This is a genomic window from Roseateles sp. FW305-36 (assembly GCF_058787015.1).
Window position 1 is genome coordinate 97589 of record NZ_JBYSZK010000009.1, and the last position, 14688, is coordinate 112276.

Consider the following 14688-nt stretch of genomic DNA (forward strand, 5'->3'; position numbering starts at 1 on the left):
TGGAAACTCTAGTCGGCGCCGATCAGCACCTTCACATGGGCCGCGGCACTGCGCGCCAGCGGGTTCAGTACATAGCCGCCTTCCAGGCAGGAAATGACGCGGCCGCGGCAGTGGTACCCGGCCAGGTCCATCAGCTGGCGGGTGACCCAGGCGTAGTCGGCGTCGACGAGGCCGAGATTGCCCATGTCGTCCTCGCGGTGGGCATCGAAGCCGGCGCTGATGTAGATGAGCTGGGGTCGGAAGCGCTCGAGGGCCGGCAGCCAATGTTCCGTGACCGCGGCACGGAAGGCCTCGCTGCCGCTGCGCGGCGGCAGGCCGACGTTGATCATGTTGGGGGCATCCTTCAGCGAGCGGGCATCCGGACCGTTGAAGGGGTAGAGGCCGGTCTCGAAGATGCTGCACATCAGCACGCGCTCGTCGCCGGACAGGATGTCCTCGCTGCCATTGCCATGGTGGACGTCGAAGTCGATCAGCGCCACGCGCGACAGGCCGTGCACGTCCAGCGCATGCCGGATGCCCACGGCGACGTTGTTGAAGAAGCAGAAGCCCATGGCCGCGTCCTGCTCGGCATGGTGGCCGGGCGGGCGCACGGCGCAGAAGGCGGTCGGGGCCTTGCCGCCCAGCACGAGGTCGGTGGCCAGCACGGCAGCACCGGCAGCGCGCAGCGCGGCCGGCACGGTGAAGCGATTCATGCGCGTGTCGGGGTCCACCATCGCGTAGCCCTGGGCGGGCGCAGCGTCCATCACGCGGCTGACATGCAGCGCCGTGTGGGCGCGCTCCAGCTGGGTTCGCGTGGCCGATGGGGCGTCATGGGGCACCATGTAGTCGAGCAGGCCGTGGATCAGCAGCATGTCGGCAATCGCGGTGAGGCGCTCGGGGCATTCGGGATGGCCCTCGCCCATCTCGTGGCGGGCGCAGTCGGCATGGCTGATGTAGACGGGCAGCATTGTGGGTGGTCTCCTCGAGTCATGCTAGGGCGCCCCCCCGGCGCCACCTTGATGCAGCGCAAGCTGCGAAAGCGTCGAAATGACCAGGAATGAGCGTTGATTCGATGTCGACGTCATATATTTCCGCGTGAGACACTTCGACTGGGGAGGCAATGGCAGCGCTCAGGAACCAAGGAGTGCGCCGTCGCGCGAGCGCGACGCCGAGGAGAGAGGCATGCCGAGCAGGGAAAAGCTGCTGGAGGTCATTGCGATCCAGACCGAAGTGGCCGGCATGGGACTGGACCTGGACCTGGGTCGCCTGATGGATCTCGTTGTCCACCGTGCCCTGGGCCTGGTGGAGGCCGATGGGGCCGTGCTGGAAATGGCCGAGGGCGACGAAATGGTCTACCGCGCGGCCGCCGGCATGGCCGAGGGCAGCGTGGGCCTGCGGCTCAAGCGCAATCTCAGCCTCTCGGGCCTGTGCGTGGCGCAGGGGCAGGCGCTTCGTTGCGACGACGCGCTGATCGACCCGCGTGCCGACCGTGCCGCCTGCGAGCGCCTGGGACTGCGGTCCATGGTCGTCGTGCCGCTGCGCCACCATGGCGTGACGGTCGGCGTGCTGAAGGCGATGTCACGGCAGGCGGGCCACTTCGATGACCGGCATCTGGCGTTGATGCAGATGGTGTCGGAACTTGTCGCTGCGGCCATGTACTTCGCGACCCGCTACGCGCCGGGCGAACTCTTCCACAAGGCCACCCATGACAGCCTGACGGACCTGCCCAACCGCGCCTTGTTCCTCGACCGCGTGCACGGCTCGCTGGCGCAGGCCGTGCGTGACCGTCAACCCATGGCCGTCATGATGCTGGACATGAATGGCCTGAAACCGATCAACGACCGTCACGGCCACCGCGCCGGCGATGCGGCCCTGCAGGAGTTCTCGCGTCGCCTTGCAGCCGGCGTGCGCCAGTCCGACACGGCCGCGCGCCTGGGTGGTGACGAGTTCGGCGTGCTGTTGCGTCCGCTGGCCGCCAGCGGCGGCCTGGATGCGACGATGCGACGCCTGGCGCGCGACCTGAACGGCAGCTTCGAGTTCGAGGGGCAGTTGCTGCGCGTGGGTGCCAGCATGGGTGCGGCGAGCTTTCCGGAGGACGGCACCGACATCGCCGCCCTCATCGAACTGGCCGACCAGCGCATGTATCAACACAAGCGCAGCCTTCAGCACATCGCCGCCTGATCCGCCGGACGCGGTGGCAAGATGGGGCTCTTCTTCCACCAGGAGTGTTGCCATGCAACGCCGCCATGCCATCGTCTGGGCCCCCCTGCTGCTGCTGCGCCCCGCCTGGGCGCTGAGCCTGACCGAGGGTGACGCCAACGCCGGCATCCGCACGGCCCTGGAGCGCGGCGCCAACTCCGCCGTCGCCCTGCTCGGCAGGCAGGACGGCTTTCTCGGCAACCCCCTGGTCAAGATCGAGCTGCCGGGCTATCTGAAGGACGCCGCCAAGCTGCTCAAGGCCACCGGCCAGGGCGCCAAGCTGGACGAACTCGTCACCGCGATGAACCGCGCCGCCGAGGCAGCGGTACCCGCCGCCAAGCCCCTGCTGGTCAAGGCCGTCAAGGACATGAGCGTCGACGACGGTCTCAGGATCCTCAAGGGCGGCGACGATTCGGTGACCCAGTTCTTCGCCGGCAAGACCCGGGAGCCGCTGGGCCAGCAGTTCCTGCCCATCGTCACCAAGGCGACCGAGAAGGTGTCCCTCGCCGACAAGTACAACGCCGTCGCCAAGAAGGCCGGCGGCTTCGGCCTCGTCAAGGGCGACGAGGCCAATATCCAGCAATACGTGACGGCCAGGGCCCTGGACGGCCTCTACCGCATGATCGGCGAGGAAGAAAAGAAGATCCGCCAGGACCCGGTGGGCACCGGCAGCGCCATCCTCAAGAAGGTGTTTGGCGGGCTCGGCTAGAAGCCGTGGGCCTTGTGCCACTCGGCCAGTGACTGGTCGGGGTATTCGTCGAAGCGTGGGTCCCTGGCGTGGCCTTCCACTTCGACCCAATTCGCCTTCGAGCCCACCATGCAGTGCACATGCTCGGGGGGTGTCGGCAGCGGGGTGTCGACGGCGCTGGCATGCGGATGCACGAGTTCGGGCCAGGTCGGGTCCCACAGCCACAGCGCGCTGCCGCATTTGACGCAGAAGTAGCGCCGCGCGCTGCTCTTGTGCTTGCCCTTGCCGGACTTGTCGGCCAGCTTGGCGCGGTAGATGCGCAGATGCCGCTTGCCCTTGACCTTCATGGTGTGAGTCAGGGCGCCGAGGTTGATGGCGAAGCCGCCGGCCCCGGCCGTCTTGCGGCAGACGGAGCAGTAGCAGCGCATGAAGGGAGCGGGTGAATCCGCTTCGACGGAGAAGCGGATGCTGCGGCAATGGCAGGAGCCTTCGAGGTGCATGGGGGCGGCCTTTTGGCGAAAAGCGTGCAGGTGGCCATGATGGCCGACAATCCCGCCCCTTGCTTGCCAACCGCTTTGCGATGAATTCCGATCTGCCCGATCCCGCTATTCCGTCTGACAGCCCGTCCGACGACACGGCCGCTGCTGCCGCTGCGGCGCCTGCGCCCGAAGCCAAGCCGGCCGAGTCCGCCGCTGCCCCCGTCGACGCCACCGCAGAGCTCAAGGCCCTGTTCCCGGCCCTGTTCACCGGCAAGCCCAAGCCCGTCAAGCTGCGCATCCAGGCCGACATCCAGGAGCGCGCCCCCGGCAAGTTCACCAAGGCCCAGCTCAGCGCCTTCCTGCGTCGCTACACCGGCGGCACCGGCTATCTGATCGCGCTGACCCAGGCCAAGACCCGCTTCGACCTCGACGGCCAGCCGGCCGGCGAGATCACCGAGGAACACCTCAAGGCCGCCCAGGAAGAGCTGGCCCGTCGCCGTGGCCTGAAGCAGGAGCGCGAACAGGCCGACCAGGAGCAACACCGCCTGGAAGCCCAGCAGCGCCGCAACCGCGCCCAGCTGCTGTGGGATTTCGAGCGCACGACGCTGACCGAAGCCAACTTCTGCGTCCTCAAGGGCACCACGCCCGAGGAACTGCCGGGTCTGCTGGAGATCGCGCGCAAGGAGCGCGCCGAGGCGCCGCCGGCCCCGCCGCGCGAAGCTCGCCGCGATGGCCCGCCGCCGCGTCGCGACGACCGTCGCCCCGGTGGCGGTGGCCGCCCGGAAGGTGGCCGCCGTGAAGGTGGACGTCCGCCGCAGCGCCAGGGTCAGGGCGGGAAGCCCGATCAGCCGCGTCGCGATCAGCCGGCCAAGCCCAACGTCGCCCAGGTGGCCAAGCCCGAGCCGGCCGTTCAGCCGGTGCCGCCCTCCGACGACAAGGCGGCCGAGTAACGCAGCCTTCGGTCCGAGCGCTGGGCCTGCCTTGGGCCAGAGTCCCAAGGCCTTCCGTAGGCACAAGCAGTCCGCAGGGACTGCTTGTGTCCCACTCCAGTTCACCGAGCCGGCCCGCGCGGCGATGTGCTTGCGGCTCGATGCCGCAAGCATCGCCGTCCCCTCGGGGGACCGACCAAGCTCGCCCGCGTTCAGCGGGGCGAGATTGGGCGAGGGGCTCACATGTACCGCTGCTCCAGGTAGGCGAGCAAGGTGCGGATGGTCTGCGCCTCGCCGCCCACCGGGCGGCCGGCGCGCGGCGCGTCGTTCCAGGCGAACAGGTCGACGTGCAGCCAGTCCTGCTGGGCCGGCAGGAAGTCTTCCAGGAACAGCGCCGCGTTGATGGCGCCGGCCAGCGGGCTCTTGCCGGTGTTGACGATGTCGCCGATCGTGCTTTCGATGCCGGCGTGATACGGCGCCCACAGCGGCATATGCCAGAGCGGGTCGTCCAGCTTCAGGCCCAGGTCGACGAGGTCGCGGGCCGTGTCCATGTGCTTGGCGAACAGGGCCGGCAGCTGGGCGCCGAGGGCCACACGGGCAGCGCCGGTCAGCGTCGCCAGGTCGATGACGAGGTCGGGCTTGCCTTCGGCGGCATAGGCCAGGGCGTCGCAGAGGATGACCCGGCCCTCGGCGTCGGTGTTGCCGATCTCGATGTGCAGGCCCTTGCGGGTCTTGATGATGTCGCCGGGCCGGTAGGCATTGCCCGAGATCGAGTTCTCGACCGCCGGGATCAGCAGCTGCAGCCGCACCGGCAGCTTGAAGGCCATGATCAGCGTGGCCAGGCCCAGGGCGTTGGCGGCGCCGCCCATGTCCTTCTTCATCTGGCGCATGCCTTCGCCGGGCTTGATGTTCAGGCCGCCGGTATCGAAGCAGACGCCCTTGCCGACCAGGGCCAGCTTGGGATGCTTGGGGTTGCCCCAGTTCACCTCGATCAGACGAGGTGAGCGCATGCTCGCGCGGCCGACCGCGTGGATGCTGGGGAAGTTCTTCTTCAGCAGGGTGTCGCCGACGGTTTCGGCGTAGCTCGCGTCGTATTGTTTGGCCAGGGCCTTGGCGGCGGCGGCCAGTTCGGCCGGGCCCATGTGCTCGGCCGGCGTGTTGACCAGGTCGCGGGTCGCCGCGATGGCGGCGGCCAGGGCCAGGCCGCGTTCGGAGTCGGCGCCGCCCTTCAGCACCAGCGTCGCCGGGGCGCGCTTGGCCGGCTTGTAGAGGTCGAAGCGGTAGCCGCCCAGCTCCCAGGACATGGCCGCCGCCTCGGGCAGCAGGGCCAGGCCGGCCTCGTCCAGCTTGTAGAGCCCTTCCGGCAGAGCCAGGGGCAGGGCGCTCAGCGCGAAGGGGTGGGCCGAGTGGGCGACGCCGGCGAACACCTGGGCCAGGCGGCCGTCGGCGCCGGGCACCAGGGCGTGGCTGTCGGGGGCGCCGACGAAGCCGACCGTGGCCAGCCAGGCCCGCGTGGCCTCGGGCAGGCCGGCAGCCAGGGCCTGGAAGGCGGCCCGGTCGACGACAGTGATGGGGGTGGCCTTGGCCGGGAGGGTCTTCTTCAGCTGGACGGTCATGGCGGGGTCCTGGATTTCCAAAACCGGCATTGTCGACACAGCGGGTGACCGCAGGCCAGATCTGCAAAGAAGTGTGTTTTGGCTGTCAACCGCCGTTGCGGGGCCGCCGTTGTGCCTCCCAATCGCGCCGCTCTCGGCGTGAGACGGCCCCCAAAAGGCCAGACAGCATCATGAAGATCCAGACCCGCACCGAACACCAGCCGCGCCGCCTCCCCCTCCCGGAAGCCGCCTGGAGCGCAGAATCCGTCGAAAAGGGCCGCAAGCACGAGGCCTTCGACACCGGTTTCTACAGCGGCGAGCGTCGCGGCCTCGCCCGCGCCCAGCGCTTCGACCGCAAGCGCTAGTTCCCCAGCCCCCTCCTCTCAGCCCACCGTCCACCCCCCTGGACGGTGGGCTTTGTTTTGGCCGATCGGGAAATCCTGCCGGAATCGCGGGGCCGACAACGTCGAGAATCCGCCTCCATGAAAGCCGCCCGTCGCTCCATCGCCTTCTTTTCCGGCCTCCTGCTGTATTGCTTCGGCGCGGGTGCGGCCATGAAGTACGCGACCACCGGCCTGCCGCGTCAGGTCTATGCCCAGCTGGGCGGCCGCAACAGCCTGCAGGTCATGCTGGGCGAGGCGCTCGCCATCGCGCTGCTGCTCTTCCTGGTCTCACTGATCTGGGGCTATCTGACGCTGCGGCCGCAGCGCCGCCGCCACCGGCCCTATCTGGCCTGGATGATGTCCGGCGTCGGCGTGGGCTGGGGGGGCTGGTTGATCTTTGGCGCCTTCAGCTTCGCGCTGAAGCCGCGAGCCTACTCCGCACCGCTGCAGAGCATGCTGCTGTCGTCCAACGCGGCGCCGCTGTTCGGCGCGCTGAACATCTTCGGCGTGGTCCTGGGCGTCTGGCTGGCGGGCCGCCTGGCCAAGCGCCGCCAGATGAAGCTGCCGAGCACGCGCACGCGGCGCCGTGCGGGTGAGGAAGAGGCCGCCGACGCCGGCACCGACAGCACGGTGTCGACGATCGCGCCGCACTCCGTGTCGCCGCCGGCGAACTGAGCCTGCAGCCATGCCCCGCGCGGTCTGCCCGCGCTGCGAGCGCCCGGCCGCGACCTGCCTGTGCGCGATGCTGCCCACCCCGCTGGCAGTGCGCACCGAGCTGGTCGTCCTGCAGCACCCCGACGAGGCCGGCCACGCGAAGAACACCACCGCTTTTCTGACGTTGGGCCTGAGCCCGGCCGCGCGAAGGCTGTGCGGCGAGGTGTTCGACCCGGCCCTGGCCGGCCCCGGCACCGTGCTGCTCTACCCGGGCGAGGGCGAGTCCGCGCTGCCGGCTTGCATCGATCGCCTCATCCTGCTGGATGGCAGCTGGCGCCAGAGCCGCCGGTTGCTGGCTGCCAATCCCTGGCTCGCTGCGCTGCCCCGCCTGGCGCTGCCGCAGACCCCTGGTCGCTATGCGCTTCGCCGCTCGCACCGTCCCGGCCAGCTGTCGACCCTGGAGGCGGGCCTGCATGCCCTGGCCCTGCTGGAAGGGGCTCCGGAACGCTTTGCACCGCTGTGGGCCGCTTTCGACGCTTTTGTTCAAGCAGGCCTGTCACGGCGGGGTGAAAGCGGTATGGCCTAGGATTTCAGGATGTTCTCGTTGCTGCGCCCCTTCCTTCCGGCCCTGCTGGCCGCTCCGCTGCTCGCCCTGGCCGCCCCGCCCGAGGCCGCCACCGAGCATGTGCAGGCCCGCCTCGTGTCCAGCCAGGCCACGGTGGCGCCGGGCCAGCGCTTCACGGTGGCGCTGGAGCAGAACATCAAGCCGCACTGGCATACCTACTGGCTGAACCCGGGTGACTCCGGACAGGCCACCACCATAGCCTGGGCGGGCGCCCAGGCCGGTGCCATCCAGTGGCCCACGCCATCCATCCAGGCCATCGGCCCCATCGTCAACTACGGCTATGAAGGCCGTGCGGCGTTGCTGGTCGAACTGACGGTGCCGGCCGACGCCAAGCCGGGCAGCCGCTTCAAGCCCGCCGCCGCCGTCAAATGGCTGGTCTGCAAGGACGTGTGCATTCCCGAAGATGTCAGCCTGGGTCTGGACCTGCCGGTCGCGGCCGAAGCCAAGGCGGGCCCCGACGCGGCCCAGATCGAGGAATGGCGCGGTGCCATCCCCAAGCCGGCAACCTTCGCCGTGCAGCTCAAGGCTGCGCCCCAGGGTGTGCGCCTCAGCGGCCCGACGGCAGGCGTGACCAAGGCCTATTTCTTTGCCGACACCTGGGGCGCCGTCGCCCACAGCGCGCCGCAGGCCCTGAACGCCGAAGGCAGCGGCTGGGCGCTGGACATTCCCGCCGGCGACGAGCCCGTGGCGGCGGGCAAGCCGCTGTCCGGCGTCGTCGTGTTGACGACAGCAGCGGGTGAGCAAGCTTGGGCGGTCTCTGTGCCCATGCCCGAGGGCGCCGGCAAGGGCCCGGGCCCGGCCGACCTGAGCGCGCCCGAGGCCGGCGCCGCGCCCGCGGCCACGCCCACGCCCGAGAGCGACCTCGGCCTGCTGCCCGCCCTGGCCCTGGCCCTGGTGGGTGGCCTGATCCTGAACCTGATGCCCTGCGTCTTTCCGGTGCTGTCCATCAAGGCCCTGGCCCTGGTGCGCGAAGGCAACCACAAGGCCGAGGGCCTGGCCTACACGGCCGGCGTGCTGATCAGCTTCGCGGCCCTGGCCGCCGTGCTGATCGCGCTGCGCGCCGGTGGCCAGCAGGTGGGTTGGGGCTTCCAGTTCCATTCGCCGGTCTTCGTCCTCATCGTCAGCTATCTGCTCTTCCTGGTCGGCTTGAACCTGTCGGGCTTCTTCGATGTCGGCGGCAGCTTCACCGGCCTGGGGTCCGACCTGGCGGCCAAGCAGGGCCTGGCGGGCAGCTTCTTCACCGGCGTGCTTGCGGCCGTCGTCGCCACCCCCTGCACGGCGCCCTTCATGGGGGCCGCGCTGGCCTTCGCGCTGTCCCAGCCGGCGGCGGTCATGCTGGCTGTCTTCCTCGCCCTCGGCCTCGGCCTGGCCCTGCCCTTCCTGATCCTGGCCTTCTGGCCCGCGGCGCAGCGCTGGCTGCCGCGGCCGGGCGCCTGGATGGACAAGTTCAAGCAGTTCCTCGCCTTCCCGATGTATGTGGCCGTCGTCTGGCTGCTGTGGGTGCTGGCCCAGCAGGCCGGCCCGGACGGCGTCGCGATGGCCCTGGGCGGCCTGGTGCTGATCGCCTTCGCGCTGTGGCTGCGTCGCGCCAGCCAGGGCGTTGTCAGCGGCGTGGCCGCGCTGGCCAGCCTGGCACTGGCCCTGGGCGTGGTGCACTGGATCAAGCCGGTGGCGGCGCTCGAGGTGCGCGCCGAGTCCAGCACCGAGGCCTACAGCGCGGAGCGCCTGGCCGAATTGCGTGCGCAGAACAAGCCGGTCTTCGTCAACATGACGGCGTCCTGGTGCATCTCCTGCCTCGTCAACGAGCGCGTCGCGCTGTCGCGCCCCGAGGTCAAGGACGCCTTTGCCAAGGCCGGTGTCGCCTATCTCAAGGGCGACTGGACCCGCGAGGACCCCAGCATCACCGCCGTGCTGAAGGCCCATGGCCGCTCCGGCGTGCCTCTGTACCTCTACTACGCACCGGGTGCCGCCGAGGCCCAGGTACTGCCGCAGATCCTGACCTCCGGCCTGGTCGTCGAGGCCATTTCTTCGTCCACGCCGCCCCCGACCGCTTCCAGGAGTTCGACATGACCTTGCTTCGCCGCAGCCTGCTCGCCGCCCTGATCTTTTTGCCGGCGCTGGCCCACGCCACCGCCACCGTCGACGCGCCGGCACCGGCCTTTGCCGCCACGACGGCCGACGGCAAAACGGTCAACCTGGCCGACTACAAGGGCAAGACCGTGGTGCTGGAGTGGACCAACCACGACTGCCCCTTCGTGAGGAAGCACTACGGCAGCGGCAATATGCAGAACCAGCAGAAGGCCGCGACAGCGCAGGGCGTGGTGTGGCTGCAGGTGATCTCGTCGGCGCCCGGCCAGCAGGGCTTCGTCGACGGTGCGGTGGCGCAGAAGCTCAACACCGATCGGGGTGCCGTGCCGACCGCGACGCTGCTTGATCCCAAGGGCGAACTGGGCAGGCTCTACGGCGCGCAGACGACGCCGCATATGTACGTCATCAGGGCCGATGGCACCCTGGCCTACAAGGGCGGCATCGACAGCATCGCGACATCCGACAAGGCCGACATCGCCAAGGCTGAGCCCTATGTGACCGAAGCCCTGGCGGCCGTGGCCGCGGGTCGCAAGGTCGAGAAGGCGTCGACGCGGCCCTACGGCTGCTCGGTGAAATACGCGAGCTGATCTGGCGAGACGGCTTGGCGCCGGATGGCGCCAGGTTGGCATCTTTGGTTGGAGGTTTGGCGCACTTTGCGAGTCTGACGCGCCGGGCAGGGCAGCACACTGAAGGTGCCGCCGGTCCCCGGTATTCGCAAGGATTTTCATGAGCATCGCTCTCGTCACCGGCGCGTCGTCCGGCATGGGCAAGGACACGGCCAGGCGCCTGCTGCAACTGGGCTACACCGTCTACGTGGCTGCCCGACGCGTCGAGCAGATGCAGGATCTGCAGGCTGCAGGCGCCATCGCGCTGAAGATGGACATCACTCGCGACGAGGACATCGTGGCCGCGGTCGAGAAGATCACCCGCAGCCACGGCGGCGTCGACGTGCTTGTCAACAACGCCGGCTTCGGGCTGTTCGGCGCTGTCGAGGACATGCCGCTGGAAGACGCCCGCTACCAGTTCGAGGTCAACCTCTTCGGCATGGCGCGGCTGACCCAGTTGCTGCTGCCGGCCATGCGGGCCAAGGGCGCCGGCAAGATCATCAACCTCTCCTCCATGGGCGGGCGCATCTACACGCCGCTGGGCGCCTGGTATCACGCCACCAAGCATGCCGTCGAGGGCTGGAGCGACTGCCTGCGCCTGGAGCTGGCGGCCTTCGGCATAGCCGTCGTCGTCATCGAGCCGGGAGTCATCGCGACCGAGTTCGGTGAAGTCATGCTGGAGCCCCTGCTCAAGCGCTCCGGCAGTGGTCCCTACCGTGCGTTGGCCCAGGCCGTGGCCCGCGCGACGCGCGAGTCCTACGACAAGCCGGAGTCGCTGTCGCCGCCGTCCGTCGTTGTCGATGCCATCGCCAAGGCCGTGCAGGCGCGCCGGCCGGCCACACGCTATGTCGCGGGCAAGTTCGCGCGGCTGCTGATGTTCGTCCGCAAGTGGTTTGGCGATCGGGCCTACGACCGCCTCATCGTCAGCCAAGTGAAATGAGCACGCCGTCGCCCAAGCTCTTCCTGGTCGAGGCCGGCTGGGCGACGCTGATGTGTGACCTGGGCCTGCGCCCGGCCGACGTGCTGCGCCGCGCGGGCCTGCCCGATGACCTGCTGAGCCGGCCCCAGGCCGGGTTGGACACCGCCGGCTATTTCCGGCTCTGGCAGGCGCTGGAGGAGGCCGTGGGCGATCCGCTGTTCCCGCTGCGCCTGGTCGATGCCCTCAGCACGGAGGTGTTCTCGCCGCCGCTGTTCGCCGCCCTGTGCAGCCCCGATCTCGCCTCGGCGCTGCAACGCCTGGCACATCACAAACGCCTGGTGGCGCCGATGGCCCTGGACCTGCAGCCCGGCGCCGACGGCAGGCTCGCCGTGCGCCCGCGCTGGCTGGCGGTGTCGCAGGGGCCGCCGCTGTCGCTGCTGGTCGGCGAACTCGCCTTCTTGCTGCGCCTCGGGCGGCTGGGCACGCGCGAGCCGCTGCCTGCCTTGCAGCTTTGCCTGCCTGCACGGCCCGAGCCGCTGGCCGATTTCGAAGCCTGGTTCGGTTGTGCAATCGACATCGGTGGGGCGCCGGCCATCGCCTTTGCGGCGGCCGATGTGGAGCGCCCCTTCCTGACGGCCAGCGACGCCATGTGGCGCGTCTTCGAGCCCGAGTTGCGCCGTCGCCTGGCCGAGCTGGATGCGTCGGCGACCGTCGGCGAGCGGGTGCGCGCACTGCTGCTCGAATCCCTGCCCGGTGGCCAGTCCGGCATCGATGCCGTGGCGTCGCGGCTGGCAATGAGCCGGCGCACGCTGCAGCGTCGCCTGGGCGAAGAAGGGCTGAACTTCCAGGCCCTGGTTGCCGACATCCGTGCCGGCCTGGCCCGCCACTACCTGGCGCAGACGCGGCTCTCACATGCCGAGATTTCCTTCCTGCTCGGCTTCGAGGACCCCAACTCCTTTTTTCGCGCCTTCCAGGGTTGGACAGGCTCCTCGCCGGAACGCTGGCGCCAGGACTCAGAACACCGATAGCCCCGTCTTCGCGACGAAGAGCTCCAGCGCCCGGCGGCCCAGCAGCGAGTTCCCGGTCGGGTCCAGCGCCGGCGACCACACGCACAGGCTGAGTCGGTCGGGCACGACGGCGACGATGCCGCCGCCGACGCCGCTCTTGCAGGGCAGGCCGATGCGGAAGGCGAACTCGCCGGCCGCATCGTAGGTGCCGCAGGTCAGCATCAGCGCGTTGACGCGCCGCGTCTGCGCCTCGCTCAGCACCGGCGTGCCGGCCAGCGGATGCCGGCCATCGCGGCACAGAAAGCCGGCGGCGCAGGCCACCTGCTCGCAGCTCATCGCAATGGCGCACTGGTTGAAGTAGACGTCAAGCACCGTGGCCACCTCGTTGTCCAGCGTGCCGAAGGCCTTCATGAAATTGGCCAGCGCCGTGTTGCGGAAACCCGTGTCGGCTTCCGACTGCGCGACTTCCGCGTCGATGTGGACGGCTTCGCCGCAAAGCCGGCCCAACAGCGCCAGCAGTTCGACCTTGGCGTCGCCCTGTGAGACCAGCCGGTCCGCCACGGCGATCGCACCGGCATTGATGAAGGGGTTGCGCGGGATGCCGCGCTCCGACTCCAACTGCACCAGCGAGTTGAAGGGGCTGCCCGAGGGCTCGCGGCCGATGCGATCCCACATGGCCTCGCCCAGGGCTCGGATGGCCAGCGTCAGCGAGAACACCTTGGACATGCTCTGGATGGAGAAGGGCGTGGCGCTGTCGCCGGCAGCGGCCGTCTCGCCGGAGCAGGTGCGCAGCGCGATGCCGAACTGCAGCGGCGACACCCGCGCCAGCGCCGGGATGTAGCTGGCCACCTTGCCGCCGGCCGTGGCCAGCTGCGGTCGCAGTTCGTCGTTGATCTCGTCGAGCATGAGCTGGAAGTCCATGAGCGGCATTCTGGACTCGACAATGACGGCCCATGCAAGCCCTGCTCGATGCCATCGCCGCGACGGCGGAACTTCCTCAAGACGCCCGACGGATCTTTCATGGACGCGGCGGCCTGTACCCCGGCTGCGAGCACCTCGCGCTGGATGCCTATCCACCGCTGCTGCTGCTGACCAGCTTCAAGCCGTTGACCGAGGACGAGCTCGCCGCCGTTGCCGCCGCGCTGATCGCGCGCTGGCCCGATGCTCCCTGGATCTACCAGTGCCGCGGCGAGGGCGCCGAAACACGGTTGATGGCAGGCGCCGTGCCCGAGCCGCATGTCGTCACCGAGGCCGGTGCGCGCTACATCGTCCACCTGCTGCGCGGCCAGAACCACGGTCTGTTTCTCGACATGGCCGAGGGCCGGCGCTGGGTGCGCGAGCACGTGCAGCCGGGCGCCAAGGTGCTCAACCTGTTCGCCTACACCTGCGCCTTCTCGGTCGTCGCGCTGCATGCCGGCGCGGCCGAGGTGGTCAATGTGGACATGGCGTCAGGGGCGCTCGCCATCGGCCGCAGCAACCATGAACTCAACGGCGTGAAGGCCGGCGCCAAGTTCCTGGCCCACGACATCTTCAACTCCTGGGGCAAGCTGACGCGCGGTGGCCCCTACGACCTCGTCATCTGCGACCCGCCCAGCTTCCAGAAGGGCAGCTTTGTCGCGACCAAGGACTATCTGCGGCTCGCCCGGCGCCTGCCGGCCCTGCTGGCACCGGGCGGGCAGGCGCTGCTTTGCCTGAATGCGCCAGAGTTGGGCCTGGACTTCCTGCGCGACGCCGTGGCCGAGGGCGCACCGGAGCTGCAGTTCGTGGAGCGGGTGGCCAATCCCGCGGCGTTCGCCGACGCGTCGCCGGACCGCAGCCTGAAGGTGGCCCTCTACCGGCGCGTCGACGCGGGCCCTACTTGATCGACAAGCCGTTCAGCAGCTTCTCGCACTCGGCCTGGTATTTGTGGAACAGCGACTGCGCCGTGTAGCACATCAGTTGCACATTGCCGTCTTCGTCGGCGTAGTAGTAGGACGAGAAGACGAATTCCATGCCGCTCTTGTTGGCGGCAGCGAAACGAACTTCGCCAATCTGGTGTCCGGAGAGCTGCTTGGACTGGTCGATCAGCGTGGTCGTCGTGAAGCCGCCCGACGACGCGTTGCTGAAGATGGCGGCCTTCAGCGACTCGTTGCTGGCCGGCAGTTCGTCGGCGATGACCATGGCGTAGATGGGCAGGTTGCGGTGCTGGAACAGCCGCTTGTTGGAGGCCTCGCCGTCGCGCTTGGCGGTCAGCATCCACTCGGCGGTGTTGAAGTTCAGCGTGATCTTCTTCACCGACGTCTGGTAGGGCGATCCGCCTTCCGTGGCGGTGGCGCTGCCCGGACGGGCCTTGGCATCGAAGCGCCATTTGCCATCCGCGCCCAGCAGCACGCGGCGTCCGTCTTCCGTGACGGCGCGGATGTCCTGGGCCGACGCGAGCGGCGCGATCAACAGGGTGGCCAGAGCGAGTGCGGCGGACAGTGCGGTTTTCTTCATGGTGTGGGATTTCGGAGTACGCGGAAAACGGGCGCGATGTTGCCACGGGGACCGGACCGGCCC

General features: G+C 69.2%; 16 protein-coding genes. 11 read left to right on the forward strand and 5 right to left on the reverse strand.

The features are described from left to right. Window positions 1-8 precede the first annotated feature (8 nt). Window positions 9-947, reverse strand: coding sequence for a histone deacetylase family protein (locus tag AC3WOE_RS17645; RefSeq protein ID WP_492692263.1), 939 nt, complete (start codon window positions 945-947; stop codon window positions 9-11). A gap of 214 nt (window positions 948-1161) precedes the next feature. Between AC3WOE_RS17645 and AC3WOE_RS17650 the strand changes: the two genes are divergently transcribed. Then, complete coding sequence (locus AC3WOE_RS17650; protein WP_492692264.1) at window positions 1162-2160, forward strand: diguanylate cyclase domain-containing protein; 999 nt, start codon at window positions 1162-1164, stop codon at window positions 2158-2160. A gap of 52 nt (window positions 2161-2212) precedes the next feature. Then, window positions 2213-2887: a DUF4197 domain-containing protein gene (locus AC3WOE_RS17655; protein ID WP_492692266.1), complete on the forward strand. Its 675-nt coding sequence runs from the start codon at window positions 2213-2215 to the stop codon at window positions 2885-2887. On the opposite strand, the gene AC3WOE_RS17660 is transcribed toward AC3WOE_RS17655, so the two are convergent. Beyond that, window positions 2884-3366, reverse strand: coding sequence for a GFA family protein (locus tag AC3WOE_RS17660; protein WP_492692267.1), 483 nt, complete (start codon window positions 3364-3366; stop codon window positions 2884-2886). The genes AC3WOE_RS17655 and AC3WOE_RS17660 overlap by 4 nt on opposite strands. Before the next feature lie 59 nt (window positions 3367-3425). On the opposite strand from AC3WOE_RS17660, the gene AC3WOE_RS17665 reads away from it, so the two are divergent. Next, window positions 3426-4295: a ProQ/FINO family protein gene (locus AC3WOE_RS17665; protein ID WP_492692268.1), complete on the forward strand. Its 870-nt coding sequence runs from the start codon at window positions 3426-3428 to the stop codon at window positions 4293-4295. A gap of 218 nt (window positions 4296-4513) precedes the next feature. Here AC3WOE_RS17665 and AC3WOE_RS17670 read toward each other — a convergent pair whose 3' ends face one another. Further along, the gene (locus AC3WOE_RS17670; protein ID WP_492692270.1) at window positions 4514-5890 is read right to left on the reverse strand and encodes a leucyl aminopeptidase family protein; all 1377 of its coding nucleotides are present in this window, start codon (window positions 5888-5890) and stop codon (window positions 4514-4516) included. A 170-nt stretch (window positions 5891-6060) separates the two neighbouring features. On the opposite strand from AC3WOE_RS17670, the gene AC3WOE_RS17675 reads away from it, so the two are divergent. From AC3WOE_RS17675 to AC3WOE_RS17705, 7 genes are all read left to right on the forward strand, one after another. Next, window positions 6061-6234, forward strand: coding sequence for a hypothetical protein (locus AC3WOE_RS17675; protein ID WP_492692272.1), 174 nt, complete (start codon window positions 6061-6063; stop codon window positions 6232-6234). Between the two features lie 117 nt (window positions 6235-6351). Then, complete coding sequence (locus AC3WOE_RS17680; RefSeq protein WP_492692273.1) at window positions 6352-6927, forward strand: hypothetical protein; 576 nt, start codon at window positions 6352-6354, stop codon at window positions 6925-6927. A gap of 10 nt (window positions 6928-6937) precedes the next feature. Next, the gene (locus tag AC3WOE_RS17685) at window positions 6938-7492 is read left to right on the forward strand and encodes a tRNA-uridine aminocarboxypropyltransferase (RefSeq protein WP_492692275.1); all 555 of its coding nucleotides are present in this window, start codon (window positions 6938-6940) and stop codon (window positions 7490-7492) included. 9 nt (window positions 7493-7501) lie between these two features. Continuing rightward, on the forward strand, window positions 7502-9601 hold the full coding sequence (locus AC3WOE_RS17690) for a protein-disulfide reductase DsbD family protein (RefSeq protein ID WP_492692276.1): 2100 nt from the start codon (window positions 7502-7504) through the stop codon (window positions 9599-9601). Beyond that, window positions 9598-10206 carry a redoxin domain-containing protein gene (locus AC3WOE_RS17695; RefSeq protein WP_492692278.1) on the forward strand — a complete coding sequence of 203 codons (609 nt, stop codon included), beginning with the start codon at window positions 9598-9600 and terminating at the stop codon, window positions 10204-10206. Before AC3WOE_RS17690 ends, AC3WOE_RS17695 begins: the two co-directional genes overlap by 4 nt. A gap of 139 nt (window positions 10207-10345) precedes the next feature. After that, window positions 10346-11164: an oxidoreductase gene (locus AC3WOE_RS17700; RefSeq protein ID WP_492692280.1), complete on the forward strand. Its 819-nt coding sequence runs from the start codon at window positions 10346-10348 to the stop codon at window positions 11162-11164. Then, window positions 11161-12171 carry an AraC family transcriptional regulator gene (locus AC3WOE_RS17705; protein ID WP_492692281.1) on the forward strand — a complete coding sequence of 337 codons (1011 nt, stop codon included), beginning with the start codon at window positions 11161-11163 and terminating at the stop codon, window positions 12169-12171. Before AC3WOE_RS17700 ends, AC3WOE_RS17705 begins: the two co-directional genes overlap by 4 nt. On the opposite strand, the gene AC3WOE_RS17710 is transcribed toward AC3WOE_RS17705, so the two are convergent. Then, window positions 12157-13071: a glutaminase gene (locus AC3WOE_RS17710; protein ID WP_492692283.1), complete on the reverse strand. Its 915-nt coding sequence runs from the start codon at window positions 13069-13071 to the stop codon at window positions 12157-12159. The two genes, AC3WOE_RS17705 and AC3WOE_RS17710, sit on opposite strands and share 15 nt — an antisense overlap. A gap of 32 nt (window positions 13072-13103) precedes the next feature. Between AC3WOE_RS17710 and AC3WOE_RS17715 the strand changes: the two genes are divergently transcribed. Beyond that, a complete protein-coding gene (locus AC3WOE_RS17715; protein ID WP_492692284.1) occupies window positions 13104-14012 on the forward strand; it encodes a class I SAM-dependent methyltransferase in 909 nt (302 codons plus the stop codon). Here AC3WOE_RS17715 and AC3WOE_RS17720 read toward each other — a convergent pair. Continuing rightward, window positions 14005-14625, reverse strand: a complete 621-nt coding sequence (locus AC3WOE_RS17720; protein WP_492692285.1) for a hypothetical protein — start codon at window positions 14623-14625, stop codon at window positions 14005-14007. The genes AC3WOE_RS17715 and AC3WOE_RS17720 overlap by 8 nt on opposite strands. Window positions 14626-14688: the final 63 nt, after the last annotated feature.

Coding starts and splice junctions, on each gene's coding strand:
- AC3WOE_RS17655 (WP_492692266.1), top strand. CDS start 2,213: ATGCAACGCCGCCATGCCATCGTCTGGGCCCCCCTGCTGCTGCTGCGC.
- AC3WOE_RS17660 (WP_492692267.1), bottom strand. CDS start 3,366: ATGCACCTCGAAGGCTCCTGCCATTGCCGCAGCATCCGCTTCTCCGTC.
- AC3WOE_RS17720 (WP_492692285.1), bottom strand. CDS start 14,625: ATGAAGAAAACCGCACTGTCCGCCGCACTCGCTCTGGCCACCCTGTTG.
- AC3WOE_RS17700 (WP_492692280.1), top strand. CDS start 10,346: ATGAGCATCGCTCTCGTCACCGGCGCGTCGTCCGGCATGGGCAAGGAC.
- AC3WOE_RS17695 (WP_492692278.1), top strand. CDS start 9,598: ATGACCTTGCTTCGCCGCAGCCTGCTCGCCGCCCTGATCTTTTTGCCG.
- AC3WOE_RS17705 (WP_492692281.1), top strand. CDS start 11,161: ATGAGCACGCCGTCGCCCAAGCTCTTCCTGGTCGAGGCCGGCTGGGCG.
- AC3WOE_RS17670 (WP_492692270.1), bottom strand. CDS start 5,890: ATGACCGTCCAGCTGAAGAAGACCCTCCCGGCCAAGGCCACCCCCATC.
- AC3WOE_RS17680 (WP_492692273.1), top strand. CDS start 6,352: ATGAAAGCCGCCCGTCGCTCCATCGCCTTCTTTTCCGGCCTCCTGCTG.
- AC3WOE_RS17710 (WP_492692283.1), bottom strand. CDS start 13,071: ATGGACTTCCAGCTCATGCTCGACGAGATCAACGACGAACTGCGACCG.
- AC3WOE_RS17645 (WP_492692263.1), bottom strand. CDS start 947: ATGCTGCCCGTCTACATCAGCCATGCCGACTGCGCCCGCCACGAGATG.
- AC3WOE_RS17690 (WP_492692276.1), top strand. CDS start 7,502: ATGTTCTCGTTGCTGCGCCCCTTCCTTCCGGCCCTGCTGGCCGCTCCG.
- AC3WOE_RS17675 (WP_492692272.1), top strand. CDS start 6,061: ATGAAGATCCAGACCCGCACCGAACACCAGCCGCGCCGCCTCCCCCTC.
- AC3WOE_RS17650 (WP_492692264.1), top strand. CDS start 1,162: ATGCCGAGCAGGGAAAAGCTGCTGGAGGTCATTGCGATCCAGACCGAA.
- AC3WOE_RS17685 (WP_492692275.1), top strand. CDS start 6,938: ATGCCCCGCGCGGTCTGCCCGCGCTGCGAGCGCCCGGCCGCGACCTGC.
- AC3WOE_RS17715 (WP_492692284.1), top strand. CDS start 13,104: ATGCAAGCCCTGCTCGATGCCATCGCCGCGACGGCGGAACTTCCTCAA.